At 54.2% G+C, this 19,970-nt stretch carries 16 protein-coding genes; 6 read left to right on the forward strand and 10 right to left on the reverse strand.

The window, feature by feature from the left end; all coding sequences use genetic code 11:
- Positions 1 to 117: 117 nt before the first annotated feature.
- The 8 genes from kefC to C3432_RS18605 all read right to left on the reverse strand — a co-directional run bounded on the left by kefC (position 118) and on the right by C3432_RS18605 (position 8,074).
- Entirely contained in the window at positions 118 to 1,980 is a 1,863-nt protein-coding gene (gene kefC / locus C3432_RS18570; protein ID WP_103778038.1) for a glutathione-regulated potassium-efflux system protein KefC, read from the reverse strand.
- Entirely contained in the window at positions 1,973 to 2,503 is a 531-nt protein-coding gene (gene kefF, locus C3432_RS18575) for a glutathione-regulated potassium-efflux system oxidoreductase KefF (protein WP_103778039.1), read from the reverse strand. Before kefF ends, kefC begins: the two co-directional genes overlap by 8 nt.
- A gap of 282 nt (positions 2,504 to 2,785) precedes the next feature.
- Positions 2,786 to 3,019 (reverse strand): YgdI/YgdR family lipoprotein, encoded by a 234-nt coding sequence (locus tag C3432_RS18580; protein ID WP_103778040.1) that lies wholly within the window; start codon positions 3,017 to 3,019, stop codon positions 2,786 to 2,788.
- 242 nt (positions 3,020 to 3,261) lie between these two features.
- Complete coding sequence (locus tag C3432_RS18585) at positions 3,262 to 4,593, reverse strand: MFS transporter (protein WP_103778041.1); 1,332 nt, start codon at positions 4,591 to 4,593, stop codon at positions 3,262 to 3,264.
- A gap of 108 nt (positions 4,594 to 4,701) precedes the next feature.
- On the reverse strand, positions 4,702 to 4,989 hold the full coding sequence (gene fixX / locus C3432_RS18590; RefSeq protein WP_103778042.1) for a ferredoxin-like protein FixX: 288 nt from the start codon (positions 4,987 to 4,989) through the stop codon (positions 4,702 to 4,704).
- Entirely contained in the window at positions 4,986 to 6,272 is a 1,287-nt protein-coding gene (locus tag C3432_RS18595) for an FAD-dependent oxidoreductase (protein ID WP_103778043.1), read from the reverse strand. Before C3432_RS18595 ends, fixX begins: the two co-directional genes overlap by 4 nt.
- A gap of 74 nt (positions 6,273 to 6,346) precedes the next feature.
- Positions 6,347 to 7,288, reverse strand: a complete 942-nt coding sequence (locus C3432_RS18600; protein WP_103778044.1) for an electron transfer flavoprotein subunit alpha/FixB family protein — start codon at positions 7,286 to 7,288, stop codon at positions 6,347 to 6,349.
- 15 nt (positions 7,289 to 7,303) lie between these two features.
- On the reverse strand, positions 7,304 to 8,074 hold the full coding sequence (locus C3432_RS18605) for an electron transfer flavoprotein FixA (protein ID WP_103778045.1): 771 nt from the start codon (positions 8,072 to 8,074) through the stop codon (positions 7,304 to 7,306).
- Positions 8,075 to 8,544: 470 nt separating this feature from the next.
- Between C3432_RS18605 and caiT the strand changes: the two genes are divergently transcribed.
- From caiT to caiE, 6 genes are all read left to right on the forward strand, one after another.
- A complete protein-coding gene (caiT, locus tag C3432_RS18610) occupies positions 8,545 to 10,062 on the forward strand; it encodes an L-carnitine/gamma-butyrobetaine antiporter (RefSeq protein WP_103778046.1) in 1,518 nt (505 codons plus the stop codon).
- A 32-nt stretch (positions 10,063 to 10,094) separates the two neighbouring features.
- Positions 10,095 to 11,237 (forward strand): crotonobetainyl-CoA dehydrogenase, encoded by a 1,143-nt coding sequence (gene caiA, locus C3432_RS18615; RefSeq protein WP_103778047.1) that lies wholly within the window; start codon positions 10,095 to 10,097, stop codon positions 11,235 to 11,237.
- 113 nt (positions 11,238 to 11,350) lie between these two features.
- Positions 11,351 to 12,568: an L-carnitine CoA-transferase gene (gene caiB / locus C3432_RS18620; protein WP_103778048.1), complete on the forward strand. Its 1,218-nt coding sequence runs from the start codon at positions 11,351 to 11,353 to the stop codon at positions 12,566 to 12,568.
- 57 nt (positions 12,569 to 12,625) lie between these two features.
- A complete protein-coding gene (gene caiC, locus C3432_RS18625) occupies positions 12,626 to 14,179 on the forward strand; it encodes a crotonobetaine/carnitine-CoA ligase (RefSeq protein WP_103778049.1) in 1,554 nt (517 codons plus the stop codon).
- 246 nt (positions 14,180 to 14,425) lie between these two features.
- Positions 14,426 to 15,211, forward strand: a complete 786-nt coding sequence (gene caiD / locus C3432_RS18630) for a crotonobetainyl-CoA hydratase (protein ID WP_103778050.1) — start codon at positions 14,426 to 14,428, stop codon at positions 15,209 to 15,211.
- A 57-nt stretch (positions 15,212 to 15,268) separates the two neighbouring features.
- Positions 15,269 to 15,862 carry a carnitine operon protein CaiE gene (gene caiE / locus C3432_RS18635; protein ID WP_103778051.1) on the forward strand — a complete coding sequence of 198 codons (594 nt, stop codon included), beginning with the start codon at positions 15,269 to 15,271 and terminating at the stop codon, positions 15,860 to 15,862.
- Between the two features lie 231 nt (positions 15,863 to 16,093).
- Here caiE and caiF read toward each other — a convergent pair whose 3' ends face one another.
- Together caiF and carB are read right to left on the reverse strand one after the other, a co-directional pair.
- On the reverse strand, positions 16,094 to 16,489 hold the full coding sequence (gene caiF, locus C3432_RS18640; RefSeq protein WP_103778052.1) for a carnitine metabolism transcriptional regulator CaiF: 396 nt from the start codon (positions 16,487 to 16,489) through the stop codon (positions 16,094 to 16,096).
- A gap of 249 nt (positions 16,490 to 16,738) precedes the next feature.
- Entirely contained in the window at positions 16,739 to 19,963 is a 3,225-nt protein-coding gene (gene carB, locus C3432_RS18645; RefSeq protein ID WP_103778053.1) for a carbamoyl-phosphate synthase large subunit, read from the reverse strand.
- Positions 19,964 to 19,970 lie beyond the last annotated feature (7 nt).

Raw genomic sequence — 19,970 nt, forward strand, 5'->3', positions numbered from 1 at the left:
GCACGAAAATTTTTCGTTCTGCTGGCGACCCGACTTATTTAAAGTGGAGCGTCTGCATTACAGTAGTTCAAAAACAATCTGTTAGCAGTAAAGTTTGCAGTACATCACATTTTTTACTTATGCTGACGGTTTCATTTCCGGCTCATCGGCGACGTCTCCCGTATGCTTCCCCTCTTCTGTGCCTTGCCAGCCATGACGTTGAATTAACGAAAGATGTTCGCGATCTTCCGTGATGATCTCACTCAGCATCGCGCTCGTGCGTTTATAGACGGCGGCGCGGGACGTGGCGTCATTGTCTCCTTTCACCATCTCCTCCACCATCCGGGTATTAAAACGGCGGAACAGATCGGCCTGCTCGCGTGCCTCATAGCGTCCGAGTCCGAGACTTTCCAGCGCCAGACGTCCGGTTTTTAACGCCCCTTCAAAAGTCTCACGCTCCGGTTGCTCCACACCGGCCTGGCGCAGAAGAATGTAATGATCGACATCGCGGGCGCGGGCGATAATTTGCAGCGTCGGGAAATGTTCCTTCACCATTTTCGTCAGTTCCAGACTGGTCTGCGGATCGTCAATCGCATTGATCAGCACTTCTGCTTTTGCTGCACCCGCAGACTCCAGCAGGTCCATACGTGTGGCATCGCCATAAAAGACCTTCATACCGAATTTACGCAGCGTTTCGATATGATCCGGATCGTGGTCAAGTACTACCATCTTCACGCCGCTCGACAGCAACAAACGGCCAGTGATCTGACCAAAGCGACCAAACCCGGCGATGATCACCCGCGGTTGCTCTTCATCAATTTCGTCTGCTTCACGCTCTTCACCGGAAGCTGATTTCTCAAGACGCGTCAGGATCGCCAGTAAAATCGGCGTTGCCGCCATCGAAAGCGCCACCGCCAGCGTCAACGCTTTTGCCCACGCGGGTTCAAGAACGTTAGCCATCTGGGCCGCCCCAAAGACCACAAAAGCAAATTCACTTCCCTGCCCTAACAGGACCGCAAACCAGCGACGCTGTTTGTTGGGCACCTTTAAGGGGCGAGCTATCAGCCATAGCATCCCCGTTTTGATGACCAGAAAACCGACCAGCAAAATGATGATCCGCAGCGGATGATCAATGAGCGTGCCGAAGTCGACAGACATCCCGACGCCGATAAAAAACAGCCCCAGCAGCAGCCCTTTGAACGGCTCGATATCACTCTCCAGCGCATGACGGTACTCTGAGCTTGCCAGCAGGACACCCGCCAGAAATGCGCCCATCGCCATCGACAGCCCCACTTCTTCAAGCAGCAGTCCAAAGCCAAATACCAGGAACAGCGCCACGGCGCTGAACACTTCCCGCAGTCCGGAACGGGCGACAAAACGCAGCGCCGGCCGGGTGACATAGCGCCCCAGCAGAACCACCAGCACCAGCGCACCGGCGACCTTCAGCGCAGAGAGCGCAAACGCCCCCAGCGTAGTAGAGGCGCCGCTGGTTGCCAGCAGTGGGATCATTGCCACCAACGGGATCGCCGCAATATCCTGGAACAGCAGCACCGCAAACGCGCTACGCCCCATTTGCGACACGGTCAGGTTGCGTTCATTCATCGCCTGCATGGCAATCGCCGTCGAAGAGAGCGCCAGCGTCATACCAATCAGCTCCGCCACCTGCCAGCGCAGACCCAGGAGCATACAGAACAGACCAATCAGACCGCCACAAACCACCATCTGCAACGCGCCACCGCCAAACACTGATGCGCGGAGTTTCCATAAGCGCTGCGGATCCAGCTCAAGACCGATGACAAACAGCATCAACACCACACCTATTTCAGCAAAGTGCAGAATAGATTCGGCGTCGGTAACCAGACGCAGCCCCCAGGGGCCGATGATACAACCGGCAATCAGGTAACCCAGAACGGAGCCGAGACCTGAACGTACGGCAATCGGGACGATCAGCGCCGCCGATCCGAGATAAATCAACGCCTGTATCAGGGTATGGCTATCCATTATTCACCTCTTGCCACGCCATCAGACGCTGCTTGTAATGACGCGCCTGCGCCTGCAGCGTCTCGTCATCGCAGATAAAGGTACAGTGCATGGCAAAAGGCGGTAACCAGTGAAGACCGCAGTAAAGCGCCGTCGCCTGCAGCGGCTGTGAGAGCACGTCAAACCCCGGATGGGAGCCGATGTCGAAGTGACTTTCGCCACCGCCGGTCGTCACTGCCCACATCATATGTTTACCGCGTAGCGCCGTGCCGCCATGACCGTAGGCCCAGCCGTGCGAAAGAACTTTGTCCATCCACAGTTTGAGAAGAGGGGGAACGCTGTACCACTGCATAGGATGCTGCCAGACGATCAGATCGGCGCGAGAGAGCGCCTCTTGTTCCGCAGTGATATCGATATTGAAATCAGGATAGAGTTGATAAAGAGAACGAACTTCGACGCCTTCCAGCGTTCTTGCCTGTGCCAGCATCCGTTTATTTGCATGCGAGTGCTGCGGATAGGGATGCGCATAAATAATGAGAATCATGATTTGCCTGCTGTTACTGCATGATTGTAATAACAATGAGTTTAGACAGTTAATCAGCAGGCTAAAAGTCAATATTATTGAGGCCTGTGTACAAATTCATTCAGGCTGCATCAGGTGACAAATGCGCCTTGCACGAATGTGCACAGACGGAGGCTGCCTTCGGTGTGGGAATCGGTAGGGGATGAATGACCCTCATTCATCCCCAGAAGCTAACTCATGTCAGTGACTGGAGTGAATGAGCGCGGCCAACACGGATGTAGCCTGAAGGATGAAGCGCAGGAATTAGTTATCCAGTTCGCTCATATTTTTTACCTGGTCGCGGTTAATTTGTTCCGTTTTCCCGGTTTGGGCATTTTTATACGAAACCAGGCCCGTATCGTCATCAACCTGCGGTTTCCCGTCAGTGACAATGGTTCGGCCATCGGTCGTTTTCACAGCCTGGTTAGAGGAACAGCCCGCGACGGTAAACAGCGTTGCTGTGGCAAAAATAGACGCGATGAGGATATGTTTTTGCATGGTGTTCTCCCTGTTTTTCTTTCATTTTCATTAACATACCGATTAACTATGATACTCTACATAATTCGAGTTGCAGGACAAAACGTGTAGTCGTTTTGAACGCTGCTTGTGCTGGCCCCGAAGGGGCGAGGCCCAGGAATGGGCCCGGTAACAAAGCCAACGCATCTGCAACCTGAAGTATGACGAGTATAGACTCATCAGCTGAACGCAAAAGCAAATACAGAACACTCTGAAGGTTTCCCTTAACGCAACGGCTTGCGGCGCATGGTCATACTGCTCGTCTGGGACAACGTCAATCCGCGCGTCTCCGGCGCAAAGGCGACAGAGACCAGCAGACCAATCAGCGAGATCCCTGCCCCCATCAGCATGACATGGTTGATACCGTATTTGGTGATAAAGATCGGCAGCGCCCAGGTTGAAAGAATGGTGCCGATTCGGCTCAGGGACATGATCACGCCAACGGCAGAGGCGCGAATATCCGTCGGAAACAGCTCATTCGGATAGAGCCACTGAAGGTTACCGGGCCCGCCGGAGAAAAAGGCATACACCGCAAATGCCGTAACCACCAGCCAGATCCCCATTTCAGGAATAAGCCCCAGTACAGCCAACGCCAACGTCATCATTACAAAGCTGCCGATCAGCAGCGGCCGCCGTCCCATACTGTTGAGCCAGTACATCGGCGGAATACACCCCAGCATAAAGAACAGGCTGATCACCACATTGCCCAGCGTCGCGCTTTTTCCGACCCCCAACCCCAGCAGGCCAACGATCTGCGGACCAAAGGTATAAATGGCGAACATCGGAATAACCTGGCAGGTCCAGATGGCGGCAACAAACAGGACAAACGGGAAGTGACGGCGATTAAACAGCTGGAGGAAGCGAGTCTCTTGCGGCGGTTCGTCATCGAACGCGACCGGTTCGCCAAACAGTTTAATCATCATCTCCTCACACTCTTTCACCCGCCCTTTACGCAGGAGCCAGCGCGGTGATTCGGGAAGATCAAAACGTCCAATCAGGATCATGATGCAGGGAATCGCTGCGCTCCCCAGCATCCAGCGCCATCCGCCCTCCACATCGTACAGCCAGTAGCCGACCAGATCGGCGCAGGTTGCACCGACGTACCACATCGCAGCAATAAAACTGATTGAGAAAGCGCGCTGGCGGGTGTTGGAAAACTCAGTGATCATCGAGGTGGCGATGGGGTAATCGGCGCCAATCACCACCCCAATCAGCACACGCATTACGAGCAACTCCATCGGCGAAGAGACAAACATCGTCGCCACCGATATCACCCCAATGGCGACGATATCGATGAGAAACATTTTGCGCCGCCCAACTTTATCCGAGATATAACCGAACAGCGACGTGCCGACAAACAGCCCGGCCAGCGTCCCAGCCCCCAGCAATCCCAGCCACTGCGCATCCAGCTTCAGCGCGGGAGTTAGCTGCTCCAGCGCGACGCCAATCATGACCAGCACATAACCGTCCAGGAACGGGCCACCGCTTCCCCACAGCATGATCCTGCGGTGAACGGATGAGAATTTAATGTCGTCAAAGTTCCTTGGCTGCTGCATAGCCGCGTCCTGTTTTGTTTTAACTTGATGCCTGATGGCGCGTAGCGTTAAGGCCTGAGTACTGTGCCTGCGGGCCGGATAAGGCGAAGCCGTCATCCGACAACAGATTTAGCCGTAGCGAAATTCCACCCCGAAGGTGCCGCGGGGGTACTCCCATTTCTCCAGCGCCGTATCGAGTCCAAGAATTCGACAGGTGCCACACTCCAGGCATCCGGCGTAATCAAAGCGCACGCTGCCGTCGTCCTGCTTTTTGTACAGCCCGGCGGGACAGGCCTTGATGAGCACCTCCAGCACCTGCTTGTCCGGAGACGTTTTCAGAATGATGTGTGGATTCTCTTCATCCACATTGAATTTATTGACGCCCAGCTTGACGTCCACATTGACGGGAGAAGTCATAATACGGTCACTCCTTTAAGACCATCCTTCAGCAGGTTGATAAAGCCCACCTTCTTCGCATGGCGCAGGATTTTCTTACGCATCGGTACCGGCGCGCTGCCGTCGACGGTAAACAGATCGCGGGCGATCCCCACCGCCATTTCCGGGTAGCGGGTAAACATACGGGGGTTATCGAGAAAAGCAGGCAGACGCTGGTACATCCGCATGTCCCGACCAGGCCCGTTATCCAGATGCTGACGGTATGCCGTGAGTCCCTGACGACTGAAATCGTTGTTTTGCATTGCAGAAAGCACCGTTTTCGCTGCCGCTTCCCCGGCAGCCACGGCCAGATCCATCCCTCGAATGGTAAATCCGAGATTCATACACATTCCAGCGGCATCACCGGCAATCAGTACGCCATCGCCAACCAGCTCAGGCTGCATATTCATTCCCGCTTCCGGGACAACGTGTGCGGCATATTCCACCAGCTTACCGCCAGCAATCAGCGGGGCGACCGCCGGATGCTGTTTAAAATCTTCCAGCATTTGGGGGACCGATTTCTTCGCGTCTTTCAGATGGTGAAGACCGCAAACCAGCCCCAGAGAGAGGGTTGTTTTATTGGTATAGAGGAAGCCGCCCCCCATCAGACCATCGGTAGGAGAACCGGCGAATAGACAGGCGGCGCCTTCGTTTCCCTGTAATCCGAAGCGATCCGCAATGACCGATTCGGGCAGTTCGATCAGCTCCTTCACCCCTACCGCAACATGTTCAGCACTGACGCGCTTCGCCATGCCTAATTTCTCTGCCAGCAGGGAGTTAACCCCATCAGCCAGGATCACCACTTTTGATTCAATAATGTCGCCATCGGCCTCAACGCCAACGACTTTACCGTCGCGCTGAACCAGGTTATCCACGCGGATACCGGTAATCAGCTGCGCTCCCGCCTCTTCCGCCTGTTCCATCAGCCAGGCATCGAATTTACTGCGTAGCACCGAGTAAGAGACCTGAGACGGCGCGACCTCCTCGCCATTGAGATAGTCCACCGTCATCGCCCCTGTATCGGTCATAAAGGCGAGTTTTTCGTGGGTGATCGTTCGCTCAACGGGTGCCTGCTCCGCAAAGCCCGGAATAATGCGCTCCAGGCTATGGGCATAAATGCGCCCGCCGGTGACATTCTTCGCGCCAGCGGAATTGCCGCGTTCGATAACCAACACCTGTGCCCCTTCGCGGGCGAGCACCAGTGCGGCTACCGACCCGGCCAGCCCTGCACCCACGATGATGGCATCAAAGATATCTTCGGACATAAATACTCCCTGTTAGCGGCAGAGCCCATATCCGTCATCGCTTAATGGGATATATCCGGCTCTGCCCAAATAGATCAACGCGCCAGTGCCGTCGTCAGCGCAGGCAGGATCTTCAGCGCGTCGCCGACGATGCCGTAATCCGCATACTGGAAGATTGGCGCATTCTTATCTTTATTAATGGCAAAAATGGTCTGCGCTCCGTTGGCCCCCACCATGTGTTGGATCTGTCCGGAGATCCCCACGGCCAGGTACAGTTCCGGTTTGAGCATCAGGTTTGAAATACCAACGTAACGCTCGTGCTCCATCCATTTTTCGTTTTCCGCCACCGGACGTGAACAGGCCAGCTCTGCCCCCATTGCCTGACACAGCGCCTGCGCAAGCCCGATATTCTCTTTGCTGCCGATGCCGCGCCCAACGCTGACCACCAGACGCGCTTTATCGAGGTCGACGCTGTTGCTCTGACGTGCCTGCGTCGCGGTACGCGTCACGGCAACTTCCGGCGCCTGCCACTGCACGACGTGCGTTTCGCCGCGGCGTCCGGCGTCCGGCTGCATGGCCTCAAACGTTCCGCTGCTGAGGGTCATGACCGCAAAAGGCGAGGTAATCGTCTCTTCGCCAATGGCCAGACCGCCATAAACCATATGTTTAACCGTTGTATGACCATCCTGCTGCGTCACCGCACTGGCGTCGTTAGAGACCGCCGCACAGAGGCGATAACCCAGCTTTGCCGCCAGCAGTTTGCCGCGACGAGTGTTCGGCAGCAGCACCAGACCAGCATCACTCTGCTGGCGAATGGTTTGCGCCATCGCGTCGGCATAATCTTCCACCATGCGATCGTCCGGCTTACCGCACAAAAGCCATATGTGGTTCGCGCCTGACTGGATTGCCGTCTCCCCTTCGGCATCGCTGCGCACAAACACATTAATTTGTTCACCCGAGGCCTGCGCGCCACTCATCAGTTCCGGCAGACGAGAAGGGGTATCGCTGAATACCCAAACATGAGAAAACTTGTTCATAACATCCCCTGATAATTAAATGACTTTGCGCAGGCTTTCGACAAACGCGGCGATCTGTTCTTCGCCATCCCCTTCAATGACCACCCGCTGACGCTCACGCTGTTTCGGCGCGGCAACCTTCTGCACGGAGTACACGCCAGGCGCGCTGAAACCAATATCTGCGGCAGACCAGACCTGAACCGGCTTCTTCGCCGCGCCCAGAATCGCTTTCATCGACGGGATTTGCGGCGCGTTGATGTCTGTAGAGACCGCCACCACCGCCGGGAGGGGAATACTCAGAGTTTCAATTTCATCTTCCAGCTCACGTTCAACGGTAAGCGTACTTTCCGTCAGGGAGAGAATTTTACTCACGCCGTTGATAGCTGGAATATTTAGCGTTTCGCCTACCAGCAGGCTGACCTGCTGTGCGTAAAGATCGGAAGAGCCGTCGCCGCAGATGATGAGATCGAAACCCGCTTTTTGCGCGGCGGCGGCCAGCGCAGCGGCAGTGTACTGGGGAAGCGCCTGTTCAAACTGGTCATCAATCACGACCACCAGTTCATCAGGGCCGCGAGAAAGCACATCTTTGCGCCCTTTCGCATTCGTCAGCGCTTTACCACCCACGCTCATCGCGATAACTTGCGCATCGCCGAGCTGCTGTTTTAACTGGCAGGCCGCTTCAATAGCATTCAGATCGTATTGACTGATTTTTGCATCCGCTTTGCTGAAATCCAGTGAGCCATCAGCATTATTAATCGCAATATCCTGTTCATCAGGTACGCACTTGTAGCAAGTAATTATCTTCATTGCATCTCCAGAAATCATGAAGGAAACGTCGTCTATATCGGCACGCTTAAATACAGATATCACGCTCTTTAATTCTGAATTAAAACCTTAATCACCAATATTGAAAATGTCACACACTGATATTCGTAACTTTCAATATTGTTAAGTACCTCACCAATATTGAACGGTGCGGCCTGAATATAAAAACTTTCAATATTGTTTCACGGATCACCAATATTGAACGCTAAATGGATTAAAAGCCAACAAACAACCAAATAACAACATGATTTTATTAAATAAAATGAGCAAAAAGCGAGTCTGACAGCCCTGGCAAAAAGTGTGATAAAGGTAACAGAATGCCGCGAAATGAATACCCATTATGAGTTACTCGTCAACGCGTTCTGAGGTTAAATAGTTATCAACAAATTATTAATAAAAATAAAACAAACGGGAACGCTAAATAAATTTCGTTTTCACACTGGAATTAACTCATGAAAAATGAAAAGAGAAAGTCAGGAATTGAACCGAAGGTTTTTTTCCCGCCGTTAATAATAGTCGGGATCCTTTGCTGGCTAACGGTTCGCGATCTCGACGCCGCGAATGTCGTTATTAATGCGGTATTCAGTTACGTCACTACTGTCTGGGGCTGGGCGTTCGAATGGTATATGGTTATTATGCTCATCGGCTGGTTCTGGCTGGTTTTTGGCCCTTATGCCAAAAAGAAATTGGGTGATGAGAAACCTGAATTCAGCACCGCCAGCTGGATCTTCATGATGTTCGCCTCCTGCACCTCGGCTGCCGTGCTGTTCTGGGGCTCTATAGAGATTTACTACTATATCTCCACCCCGCCGTTTGGCCTGGAACCGAACTCCACCAGCGCAAAAGAGATTGGTCTTGCCTACAGCCTGTTCCACTGGGGACCCTTGCCGTGGGCAACCTATAGCTTCCTTTCGGTCGCGTTCGCCTACTTCTTCTTTGTCCGCAAAATGGACGTCATTCGCCCCAGTTCCACCCTGGTACCGCTGGTTGGTGAAAAACATGCCAAAGGGCTGTTCGGCACCATCATTGATAACTTCTATCTGGTGGCGCTGATCTTCGCGATGGGCACCAGTCTCGGTCTGGCCACACCGCTGGTGACCGAATGTATGCAGTATCTGTTCGGCATCCCGCATACGCTGCAGCTGGACGCCATCATTATTACCTGCTGGATCATTCTGAACGCCATTTGCGTGGCCTGCGGCCTGCAAAAAGGGGTCAGAATCGCCAGCGACGTGCGCAGCTACCTGAGTTTTCTGATGCTCGGCTGGGTGTTCATCGTCAGCGGTGCCAGCTTCATCATGAATTACTTCACCGATTCCGTCGGTATGTTGCTGATGTACCTGCCGCGGATGCTGTTCTATACCGACCCGATTGCCAAAGGCGGCTTCCCACAGGGCTGGACCGTCTTCTACTGGGCATGGTGGGTAATTTACGCCATCCAGATGAGTATCTTCCTGGCGCGTATTTCTCGCGGTCGTACCGTCCGTGAGCTGTGCTTCGGGATGGTGCTGGGTCTGACGGCCTCCACCTGGATCCTGTGGACCGTACTCGGTAGCAACACCCTGCTGCTGATCGACAAAAACATCATCAACATTCCGCAGCTGATTGAACAGCATGGCGTGGCGCGCGCGATTATCGAAACCTGGGCCGCCCTGCCGCTCAGTACCGCCACGATGTGGGGATTCTTTATCCTTTGCTTTATTGCCACCGTTACGCTGATTAACGCCTGCTCCTATACCCTGGCAATGTCCACCTGTCGCGAAGTCCGTGACGGCGAAGAACCGCCGCTGCTGGTACGTATTGGCTGGTCCGTGCTGGTCGGCATCATCGGCATCGTTTTGCTGGCGCTTGGCGGGCTGAAGCCGATTCAAACCGCGATTATCGCCGGAGGGTGCCCCCTGTTCTTCGTCAACATCATGGTGACGCTTTCTTTTATCAAAGACGCCAAAGTGCACTGGAAAGATAAATAAACCTAATTACCCCACGACATAGAGGTTAGAAGATGGATTTCAATTTAAATGATGAGCAGGAACTGTTTGTCGCCGGTATTCGTGAACTGATGGCCAGTGAAAACTGGGAAGCTTATTTTGCCGAGTGCGATCGTGACAGCGTCTATCCGGAGCGTTTTGTGAAAGCGCTGGCGGATATGGGCATCGATAGCCTGTTGATCCCTGAAGAACACGGCGGCCTGGAAGCCGGCTTCGTCACCGTTGCCGCCGTCTGGATGGAACTTGGACGCCTGGGTGCGCCGACATATGTTCTGTATCAGTTACCCGGTGGTTTTAATACGTTCCTGCGTGAAGGTACCCAGGAGCAGATTGATAAGATTATGGCCTTCCAGGGGACGGGTAAACAGATGTGGAACTCTGCCATCACGGAACCGGGAGCCGGATCGGATGTGGGCAGTTTAAAAACCACCTATACCCGCAAAAATGGTAAGGTTTATCTTAATGGCAGTAAGTGTTTTATTACCAGTAGCGCCTACACCCCTTACATCGTGGTAATGGCAAGAGACGGCGCTTCCCCGGACAAACCGGTTTATACCGAATGGTTTGTCGACATGAGCAAACCCGGCATCAAAGTCAATAAACTGGAGAAGCTCGGCCTGCGCATGGACAGCTGCTGTGAAATCAACTTTGACGATGTTGAACTGGACGAAAAGGACATGTTCGGTCGGGAAGGCAATGGCTTTAACCGCGTAAAAGAAGAGTTCGATCACGAACGTTTCCTGGTAGCCCTCACCAACTACGGTACTGCAATGTGCGCCTTTGAAGATGCGGCGCGTTACGCCAATCAGCGCGTGCAGTTTGGCGAAACGATTGGCCGTTTCCAGCTGATTCAGGAGAAGTTTGCCCATATGGCAATCAAATTAAACTCCATGAAAAACATGCTGCTGGAAGCCGCCTGGAAAGCCGATAACGGCACCATTACTTCCGGCGACGCGGCGATGTGTAAATACTTCTGCGCCAATGCGGCCTTTGAAGTGGTGGACAGCGCCATGCAGGTATTGGGCGGCGTAGGGATTGCCGGCAACCACCGCGTTACCCGCTTCTGGCGTGACCTGCGCGTGGACCGCGTTTCCGGCGGTTCTGACGAGATGCAGATCCTGACGCTTGGCCGTGCCGTGCTGAAGCAATACCGTTAACCGGGGCACCCTGTAGGCCTGATAAGACGCGCTGGCGTCGCCATCAGGCAATCATGCCGGATGGCGCTGCGCTTATCCGGCCTGGACATAATAAAAAAGCCAGGAGCTAATTTATGAATCGTCTATCCATGCCTGCCTTTGGCCCCCTTGCCGGGCTGCGGGTTGTCTTCTCCGGCATCGAAATCGCCGGGCCGTTCGCCGGACAGATGTTTGCCGAATGGGGCGCGGAAGTGATCTGGATTGAAAACGTAGCCTGGGCCGATACGATTCGTGTTCAGCCCAACTACCCACAGCTGTCGCGCCGCAACCTGCACGCGCTGTCATTAAACATTTTCAAAGATGAAGGACGGGAAGCGTTTCTGAAGTTAATGGAAACCACCGATATCTTTATCGAAGCCAGCAAAGGACCGGCGTTTGCTCGCCGCGGTATCACCGATGAAGTCCTTTGGGAACATAACCCGAAACTGGTTATCGCTCACCTTTCCGGTTTTGGTCAGTACGGCACCGATGAGTACACCAACCTCCCGGCGTATAACACGATTGCTCAGGCGTTCAGCGGCTATCTGATCCAGAACGGCGACGTCGATCAGCCAATGCCCGCTTTCCCATACACCGCCGACTACTTCTCCGGCATGACGGCAACAACCGCGGCGCTGGCAGCCCTGCATAAAGTCAGGGAAACCGGCAAAGGCGAAAGTATTGATGTCGCGATGTATGAAGTGATGCTGCGCATGGGCCAGTACTTCATGATGGATTACTTCAACGGCGGCGAAATTTGCCCACGAATGACCAAAGGCAAAGATCCCTACTATGCCGGTTGCGGCCTGTATAAATGCGCTGACGGCTATATCGTGATGGAGCTGGTCGGTATTACGCAGATCAACGAGTGCTTTAAGGATATCGGCCTGGCGCACATTCTCGGCACGCCGGAAGTCCCGGAAGGCACCCAGCTGATTCACCGCGTGGAGTGCCCGTACGGACCGCTGGTGGAGGAAAAACTGGACGCGTGGCTGGCCGTGCACACCATTGCCGAAGTACAGGAACGCTTTGCACAGCTGAATATCGCCTGCGCCAAAGTGCTGACTATTCCTGAACTGGAGGGCAATCCGCAGTACGTCGCCCGTGAATCGATTACCGAGTGGCAAACGATGGACGGTCGCACCTGCAAAGGCCCGAACATCATGCCGAAATTCAAAAACAATCCGGGGAAAATCTGGCGCGGCATGCCGTCGCACGGCATGGATACTGCTGCCATTTTGAAAAATATCGGCTACAGCGAAACAGAGATTACGGAGCTGGTCAGCAAGGGTCTGGCCAAAGTTGAGAACTAGACTCGAGGCGCTAACCGGCGCGTCCGGTTAGCGCAGGTATAAAGGGATGAAGGTGCAATGGATATCGTAGGCGGACAACACTTACGTCAGATGTGGGACGACCTGGCCGGGGTATATGGCAATAAAACGGCGCTTATTTGTGAATCCTGCGACGGTAACGTACAGCAGTTCAGCTATGCCTCGCTCAATGAGGAGATCAATCGCACAGCGAACCTTTTCTACACACTGGGCATTCGCAAAGGTGATAAGGTCGCTCTGCATCTGGATAACTGCCCGGAATTTTTCTTTTGCTGGTTTGGACTGGCAAAAATTGGCGCCATTATGGTGCCAGTTAACGCTCGTCTGCTGCGCGAGGAGAGCGCCTGGATCCTGCAAAACAGCCAGGTTAGTCTGTTGGTGACCAGCGCACCTTTTTATCCGATGTATCGCCAGATTTGGCGTGAAGACAATACCCTGCTTACCGCCATCTGTCTGATTGGTGAAGATGTCCCGGTCGAAGAAGGCGTCAGCCACTTCGCCAGTCTGAAAGAGAAACAACCTGCAACATTGTGCTATGCACCACCGTTATCTACTGACGATACCGCGGAAATCCTGTTTACCTCCGGCACCACCTCCCGTCCTAAAGGCGTGGTGATCACCCACTACAACCTGCGCTTTGCAGGCTACTATTCATCATGGCAGTGCGCCCTGCGTGATGATGATATCTATATGACCGTCATGCCGGCTTTTCATATCGACTGCCAGTGCACGGCGGCAATGGCGGCTTTTTCTGTCGGCGCCACCTTCGTGCTGATAGAGAAATACAGCGCCCGGGCCTTCTGGGAACAGGTACGTAAATATCGCGTGACCGTCACGGAATGTATTCCGATGATGATCAGAACGCTGATGGTACAACCCGCAACGCCAGAAGAGAAGCAGCACTGTCTGCGCGAAGTGATGTTCTATCTCAATCTGTCGGTTCAGGAAAAAGACGCCTTTATTGAACGCTTTGGCGTGCGTCTGCTGACCTCTTACGGCATGACTGAAACCATTGTCGGTATCATTGGCGATCGCCCCGGCGATAAGCGGCGCTGGCCGTCTATCGGGCGCCCTGGGTTTTGCTACGAGGCAGATATTCGCGATGAACAGAACCGTTCGCTACCCGCCGGAGAAATTGGTGAAATCTGCATTAAGGGCGTGCCGGGTAAAACCCTCTTCAAAGAGTACTACGACAGACCCGACGCCACCGCCAAAGCGCTGGAACCTGGCGGATGGCTGCATACTGGCGACTCCGGTTATCGGGATGAGGAAGGCTTTTTCTATTTCGTTGACCGGCGCTGCAACATGATCAAGCGCGGCGGCGAAAATGTCTCCTGCGTCGAGCTGGAAAATATCATCTCCGCGCACCCTAAAATTCAGGACATCGTGGTAATTGGTATTAAAGACTCTATTCGCGACGAAGCGATAAAAGCCTTTGTCGTGCTGAATGAAGGTGAAACGCTGAGTGAAGAGGAATTTTTCAGTTTCTGCGCGCAAAATATGGCGAAATTTAAAGTCCCCTCTTTTCTGGAGATAAGAAAAGATCTGCCGCGAAATTGTTCAGGGAAAATAATCAAAAAAAATCTGAAATAAACCGCCCGGCGAGAGTATTTTCTCGCCGGATAATAATACCGTGACGAAATATATGCTCTAAATAATTCGAGTTGCGGGACAAAACACGTAGTCGTTTTGAACAGCGCTTGCGCTGGCCCCAAAGGGGCGAGGCCCATGGATGGGCCGGGTAATAAAGCCAACGCACCAGCAACCTGAAGTATGACGAGTATATGCATTGTTTTGTAGAGTCCCTGTCGTCTCTGTAAAACGAAACAGGAGAAAAATATGAGTGAATCATTACGTTTGACCCGCAACGGACCTGTTCTGGAAATTACGCTGGATCGCCCCAAAGCCAACGCGATTGACGCCAGAACCAGTTTTGAGATGGGTGAAGTCTTTCTTAACTTCCGTGACGATCCTGAATTACGTGTGGCGATCATCACCGGTGGCGGAGAAAAATTCTTCTCAGCAGGCTGGGATTTAAAAGCGGCTGCGGAAGGCGAAGCGCCGGATGCGGATTTTGGTCCCGGCGGTTTTGCGGGTTTAACGGAAATTTTCGACCTGGATAAACCGGTGATTGCAGCCGTTAACGGATATGCCTTTGGCGGCGGCTTTGAGCTGGCGCTGGCGGCGGACTTTATCGTTTGTGCGCAGAATGCCAGCTTCGCATTGCCGGAAGCCAAACTTGGCATCGTCCCGGACAGCGGCGGCGTACTGCGCCTGCCTAAGCGACTACCACCCGCAATCGTCAATGAAATGGTGATGACCGGCAGAAGGATGGACGCGGAAGAAGCGCTGCGTTGGGGAATCGTTAACCGCGTCGTCAGCCAGGCTGAGCTTATGGACAGCGCGCGCGAACTGGCGCAACAGCTGGTAAACAGCGCTCCGCTGGCCATTGCTGCGCTCAAAGAGATCTACCGCACAACCAGCGAAATGCCGGTCGAAGAGGGCTATCGCTTTATCCGTAGCGGCGTACTGAAGCATTATCCGGCGGTACTGCATTCTGAAGATGCCACCGAAGGACCGCAGGCGTTTGCTGAAAAACGCGATCCGGTCTGGAAGGGTTGTTAATGTTGCCATGCCGGATGGCGGCATAGCGCCTCATCCGGCAATTCAGGAGAAGATCACGTGAGCTATTACGCCTTTGAAGGCCTGATCCCGGTAGTCCATCCAGAGGCGTATATCCACCCCAGCGCCGTGTTGATTGGCGATGTCATCGTGGGGGCTGGCGTTTATGTCGGCCCACTCGCCTCGCTGCGCGGTGACTATGGGCGCCTGATTCTGGAAGCGGGCTCGAATCTGCAGGATGGCTGCATTATGCATGGTTACTGCGATACCGACACTATCGTGCATGAAAATGGACACATCGGACACGGTGCTATTCTGCATGGCTGCGTGATTGGCCGGGATGCGCTGGTCGGTATGAACAGCGTGATTATGGACGGGGCGGTCATCGGCGAAGAGAGCATTGTCGCCGCGATGAGCTTTGTTAAAGCCGGTTTTATTGGCGAGGCCCGACAGCTCCTGGTCGGCTCACCGGCTCGCGTTATCCGTGAAGTGACGGAAAAGGAGCTGCACTGGAAGCGGCTGAATACTCAGGAATATCAGGATCTCGCCGTACGCTGTCGGGCCTCACTACGAGAAACGCAGCCCTTAACTCAGGTCGAAAAAAATCGCCCGCGCCTGAAAGGCACGACAGAGGTAAAACCCAAATCGGCTTAGAGCCTGGCCCATCAGGCTATTTTGCTTGCCACGTTGAACCTGGGCAATGCTCGCACAAAACGCGACAGCGCCGCTTGCGGCGGCCCAAAGAGTGAGCGTCGCGAATCATCCTCACGCACGGCGTGTACGATCCGGTAGCAGTGAACGGCCTGCGCCAATGACGCCCGGTGGGTCAGGTTCTGAGTGATTCATGCCGGAGAAGGCGTTATGCCGCCATCCGGCACTCTGACATTACCGACGCATACTCTTTGACAGCATCATCTGCCATTTCTGCTCGCGGTTAAGCTCCGCAGGCGGAACGGCTGGCATGCGCGGCGTTTTTACGGCGCTCACCATTTTTTCCTGTACGCTATGTCCCAGGCGAACATAAAGCTGGGGATCAATCTGCGTCACTCTCACCAGACGCTGACACTGACAGCCCCGACCTTCCAGCTGATTAGGGATGGTCTTAGTCTCACAGCTTATTTCCCCAACTTCGGCAAGAATATACGAGACCGTATTAATCGCTTTGCAGTGATCCATATTGAAATGCTTTGCGATCTCTTTCGCGCTCACCCAACGCTTTTCTGCCATCACCCAATCAGCGATCAACAAATAAAGCGGTTTTTCAACATATTCTTCACACATAAGCACACCATTTCACAAATTAAAAAACTTGCTATGTCCTGTTCCCAGCAGGCAGAACAAGACCATATTAAAATTGTGGGTATAGGGGATAGTATGCAACTTAGCGGCTCATTAGTGTGAGCCAAATCTTGCTTGTTACATTGAAATGTTGCCATTACGGCATATATGACCAGGAATTAACTTATCGAATAAAAAAACGGCTCCGTTTCCGAAGCCATTTTTATATCAGGCAACCAACTGACCCGTCATTTATTTTTTAATCTGCGCGTGCATCTCCTGCACAGAAATCACTTTCTCAGTCGCATCGGCATTCAGCGCCATCGCGGTGGCGAAACCGCCGTTCAGCGTAGTATCGTAATGCACTTTATACTGTAGCGCGCTGCGACGGATGACCCTGGAGTCTTCAATCGCCCGACGGCCTGCGGTGGTGTTAATGATGTAGGTGTACTCGCCATTCTTGATACGGTCCTGAATATGCGGACGCCCTTCATGCACTTTATTCACCAGACGCGGGTTGATACCGGCTTCCCCCAGCACAATCGCCGTACCGTGGGTTGCGTCCAGCTCGAAGCCCTGTTTCAGCAGCTTCGCAGCCAGGTCAACGACGCGCTCTTTATCGCCTTCCCGCACGGAGAGCAGCGCACGCCCCTGTTTTTTCATGGTGGAGCTGCTGCCCAGCTGTGCCTTCGCGAACGCTTCCGCGAAGGTACGGCCCACGCCCATCACTTCCCCGGTAGAGCGCATTTCTGGCCCTAACAGCGGGTCAACGCCCGGGAACTTATTGAACGGGAGCACCACTTCTTTCACCGAGTAGTACGGCGGGATGATTTCTTTGGTGACACCCTGCTGTGCCAGCGTTTGCCCTGCCATCACGCGCGCCGCGACTTTCGCCAGCGGTACGCCGGTGGCTTTGGAGACGAACGGCACGGTACGCGCCGCACGCGGGTTGACTTCAATCAGATACACTTCATTGTCTTTCACCGCAAACTGCACGTTCATCAGGCCGCGCACCTGCAGTTCAAAGGCCAGCTTTTGTACCTGCTCGCGCATCACATTCTGGATGTCCTTACTCAACGTATACGCTGGCAGAGAACAGGCAGAGTCGCCGGAGTGTACGCCAGCCTGCTCGATGTGCTCCATAATGCCGCCAATCAGCACCATTTCGCCATCGCAGATGGCATCGACATCCACCTCCACGGCATCATCCAGGAAGTGATCCAGCAGCACCGGCGCATCGTTGGAGACGCTTACCGCCGTCTGGAAATAACGGCGCAGGTCCGCCTCGTCGTAAACAATTTCCATCGCGCGCCCGCCGAGGACGTAAGACGGGCGTACCACCAGCGGATACCCAATCTCTTTCGCTTTTTCAACGGCCATGTCGATGGCGGTCACCGTGGCGTTAGCCGGTTGCTTCAGCTTCAGACGGTCAACCGCATGCTGGAAACGTTCACGGTCTTCCGCGCGGTCGATGGCATCCGGGCTGGTCCCGATTACCGGTACGCCTGCGGCTTCCAGCGCACGCGCCAGTTTCAGAGGCGTCTGACCGCCGTACTGGACGATAACCCCTTTCGGTTTCTCGATGCGCACGATTTCCAGCACATCTTCCAGCGTCACCGGCTCAAAGTAGAGACGGTCAGAAGTGTCATAATCGGTTGAGACCGTTTCCGGGTTACAGTTAACCATAATGGTTTCGTAACCGTCTTCGCGCAGCGCCAGCGAGGCGTGGACGCAGCAGTAGTCAAATTCGATACCCTGACCGATACGGTTCGGGCCGCCGCCGAGAACCATGATTTTGTCGCGGTCAACGGACGGATTCGCTTCACACTCGTCTTCATAAGTGGAGTACATATACGCGGTGTCGGTGGCAAATTCTGCCGCGCAGGTGTCCACACGCTTGTAGACCGGGTGCAGGCCTGACTTCTCGCGCAGCTTGCGGATTTCCGCCTCACGCACGCCCGCCAGCGCAGCCAGACGCGCATCGGCAAAGCCTTTACGCTTCAGCACGCGCAGGAAGTCCGCGTCCAGGCCGTTGATGCCCATATCCGCCACTTTCTCTTCCAGACGCACCAGCTCTTCAATCTGCACCAGGAACCAGCGGTCGATGTTGGTCAGGTTGAACACGCCGTCTACTGACAGGCCTGCGCGGAAAGCATCGGCGATATACCAGATACGCTCAGCCCCTGCGTCTTTCAGCTCGCGGCGAATTTTGGTCAGCGCTTCCGGGTCATCCAGGCTGACTTTCGGGTCAAAACCGGTGGCACCCACTTCCAGACCGCGCAGCGCTTTTTGCAGAGACTCCTGCTGCGTGCGACCAATCGCCATCACCTCACCCACAGATTTCATCTGAGTGGTGAGACGGTCGTTAGCGCCAACAAATTTTTCGAAGTTGAAGCGTGGGATCTTCGTCACCACATAATCGATGGACGGTTCGAACGACGCCGGAGTACGCCCCCCGGTGATATCATTCATCAGTTCGTCGAGGGTATAACCCACCGCCAGTTTTGCCGCGACTTTGGCGATTGGGAAGCCGGTCGCTTTTGAAGCCAGCGCGGAGGAACGGGAAACGCGCGGGTTCATCTCGATAACGATCAGACGGCCATTTTTCGGATTCACCGCAAACTGGACGTTAGATCCCCCGGTTTCTACACCGATTTCACGCAGCACCGCCATCGAGGCGTTACGCATGATTTGGTATTCTTTGTCGGTCAGCGTCTGGGCTGGCGCAACGGTAATGGAGTCGCCGGTATGAATCCCCATGGCGTCGAAGTTTTCGATAGAACAGACGATGATACAGTTGTCGTTCTTATCACGCACCACTTCCATCTCGTACTCTTTCCAGCCAATCAGCGACTCATCAATTAGCAGTTCGTTGGTTGGGGAGAGATCCAGACCGCGGGTGCAAATTTCTTCAAACTCTTCGCGGTTGTAAGCGATACCGCCGCCGGTGCCGCCCATGGTAAAGGAAGGACGGATGATGCACGGATAGCCCACATCGGCCGCCACGGCCAGCGCCTCTTCCATCGTATGGGCGATACCGGAACGCGCGGTGTCGAGACCGATTTTCTTCATCGCGATGTCGAAGCGGCGGCGATCTTCTGCTTTATCAATCGCATCAGCGGTGGCGCCAATCATGGTCACGCCGAACTCTTCCAGCACGCCCTGACGCTCCAGTTCCAGCGCACAGTTCAGCGCCGTCTGTCCGCCCATAGTAGGCAGAACTGCGTCCGGGCGCTCTTTTTCAATAATCTTGCGCACCACTTCCCAGTGAATCGGCTCGATGTAGGTCGCATCGGCCATCTCCGGATCGGTCATAATGGTTGCCGGGTTGGAGTTCACCAGAATGACGCGGTAACCCTCTTCACGCAGCGCCTTACAGGCCTGTGCGCCGGAGTAGTCAAATTCACACGCCTGACCGATAACAATCGGACCCGCGCCCAGAATCAGGATGCTTTTTATGTCTGTACGTTTTGGCATTGTCTTC

Source organism: Citrobacter amalonaticus (genome assembly GCF_002918555.1).
Lineage (GTDB): Bacteria > Pseudomonadota > Gammaproteobacteria > Enterobacterales > Enterobacteriaceae > Citrobacter_C > Citrobacter_C amalonaticus_A.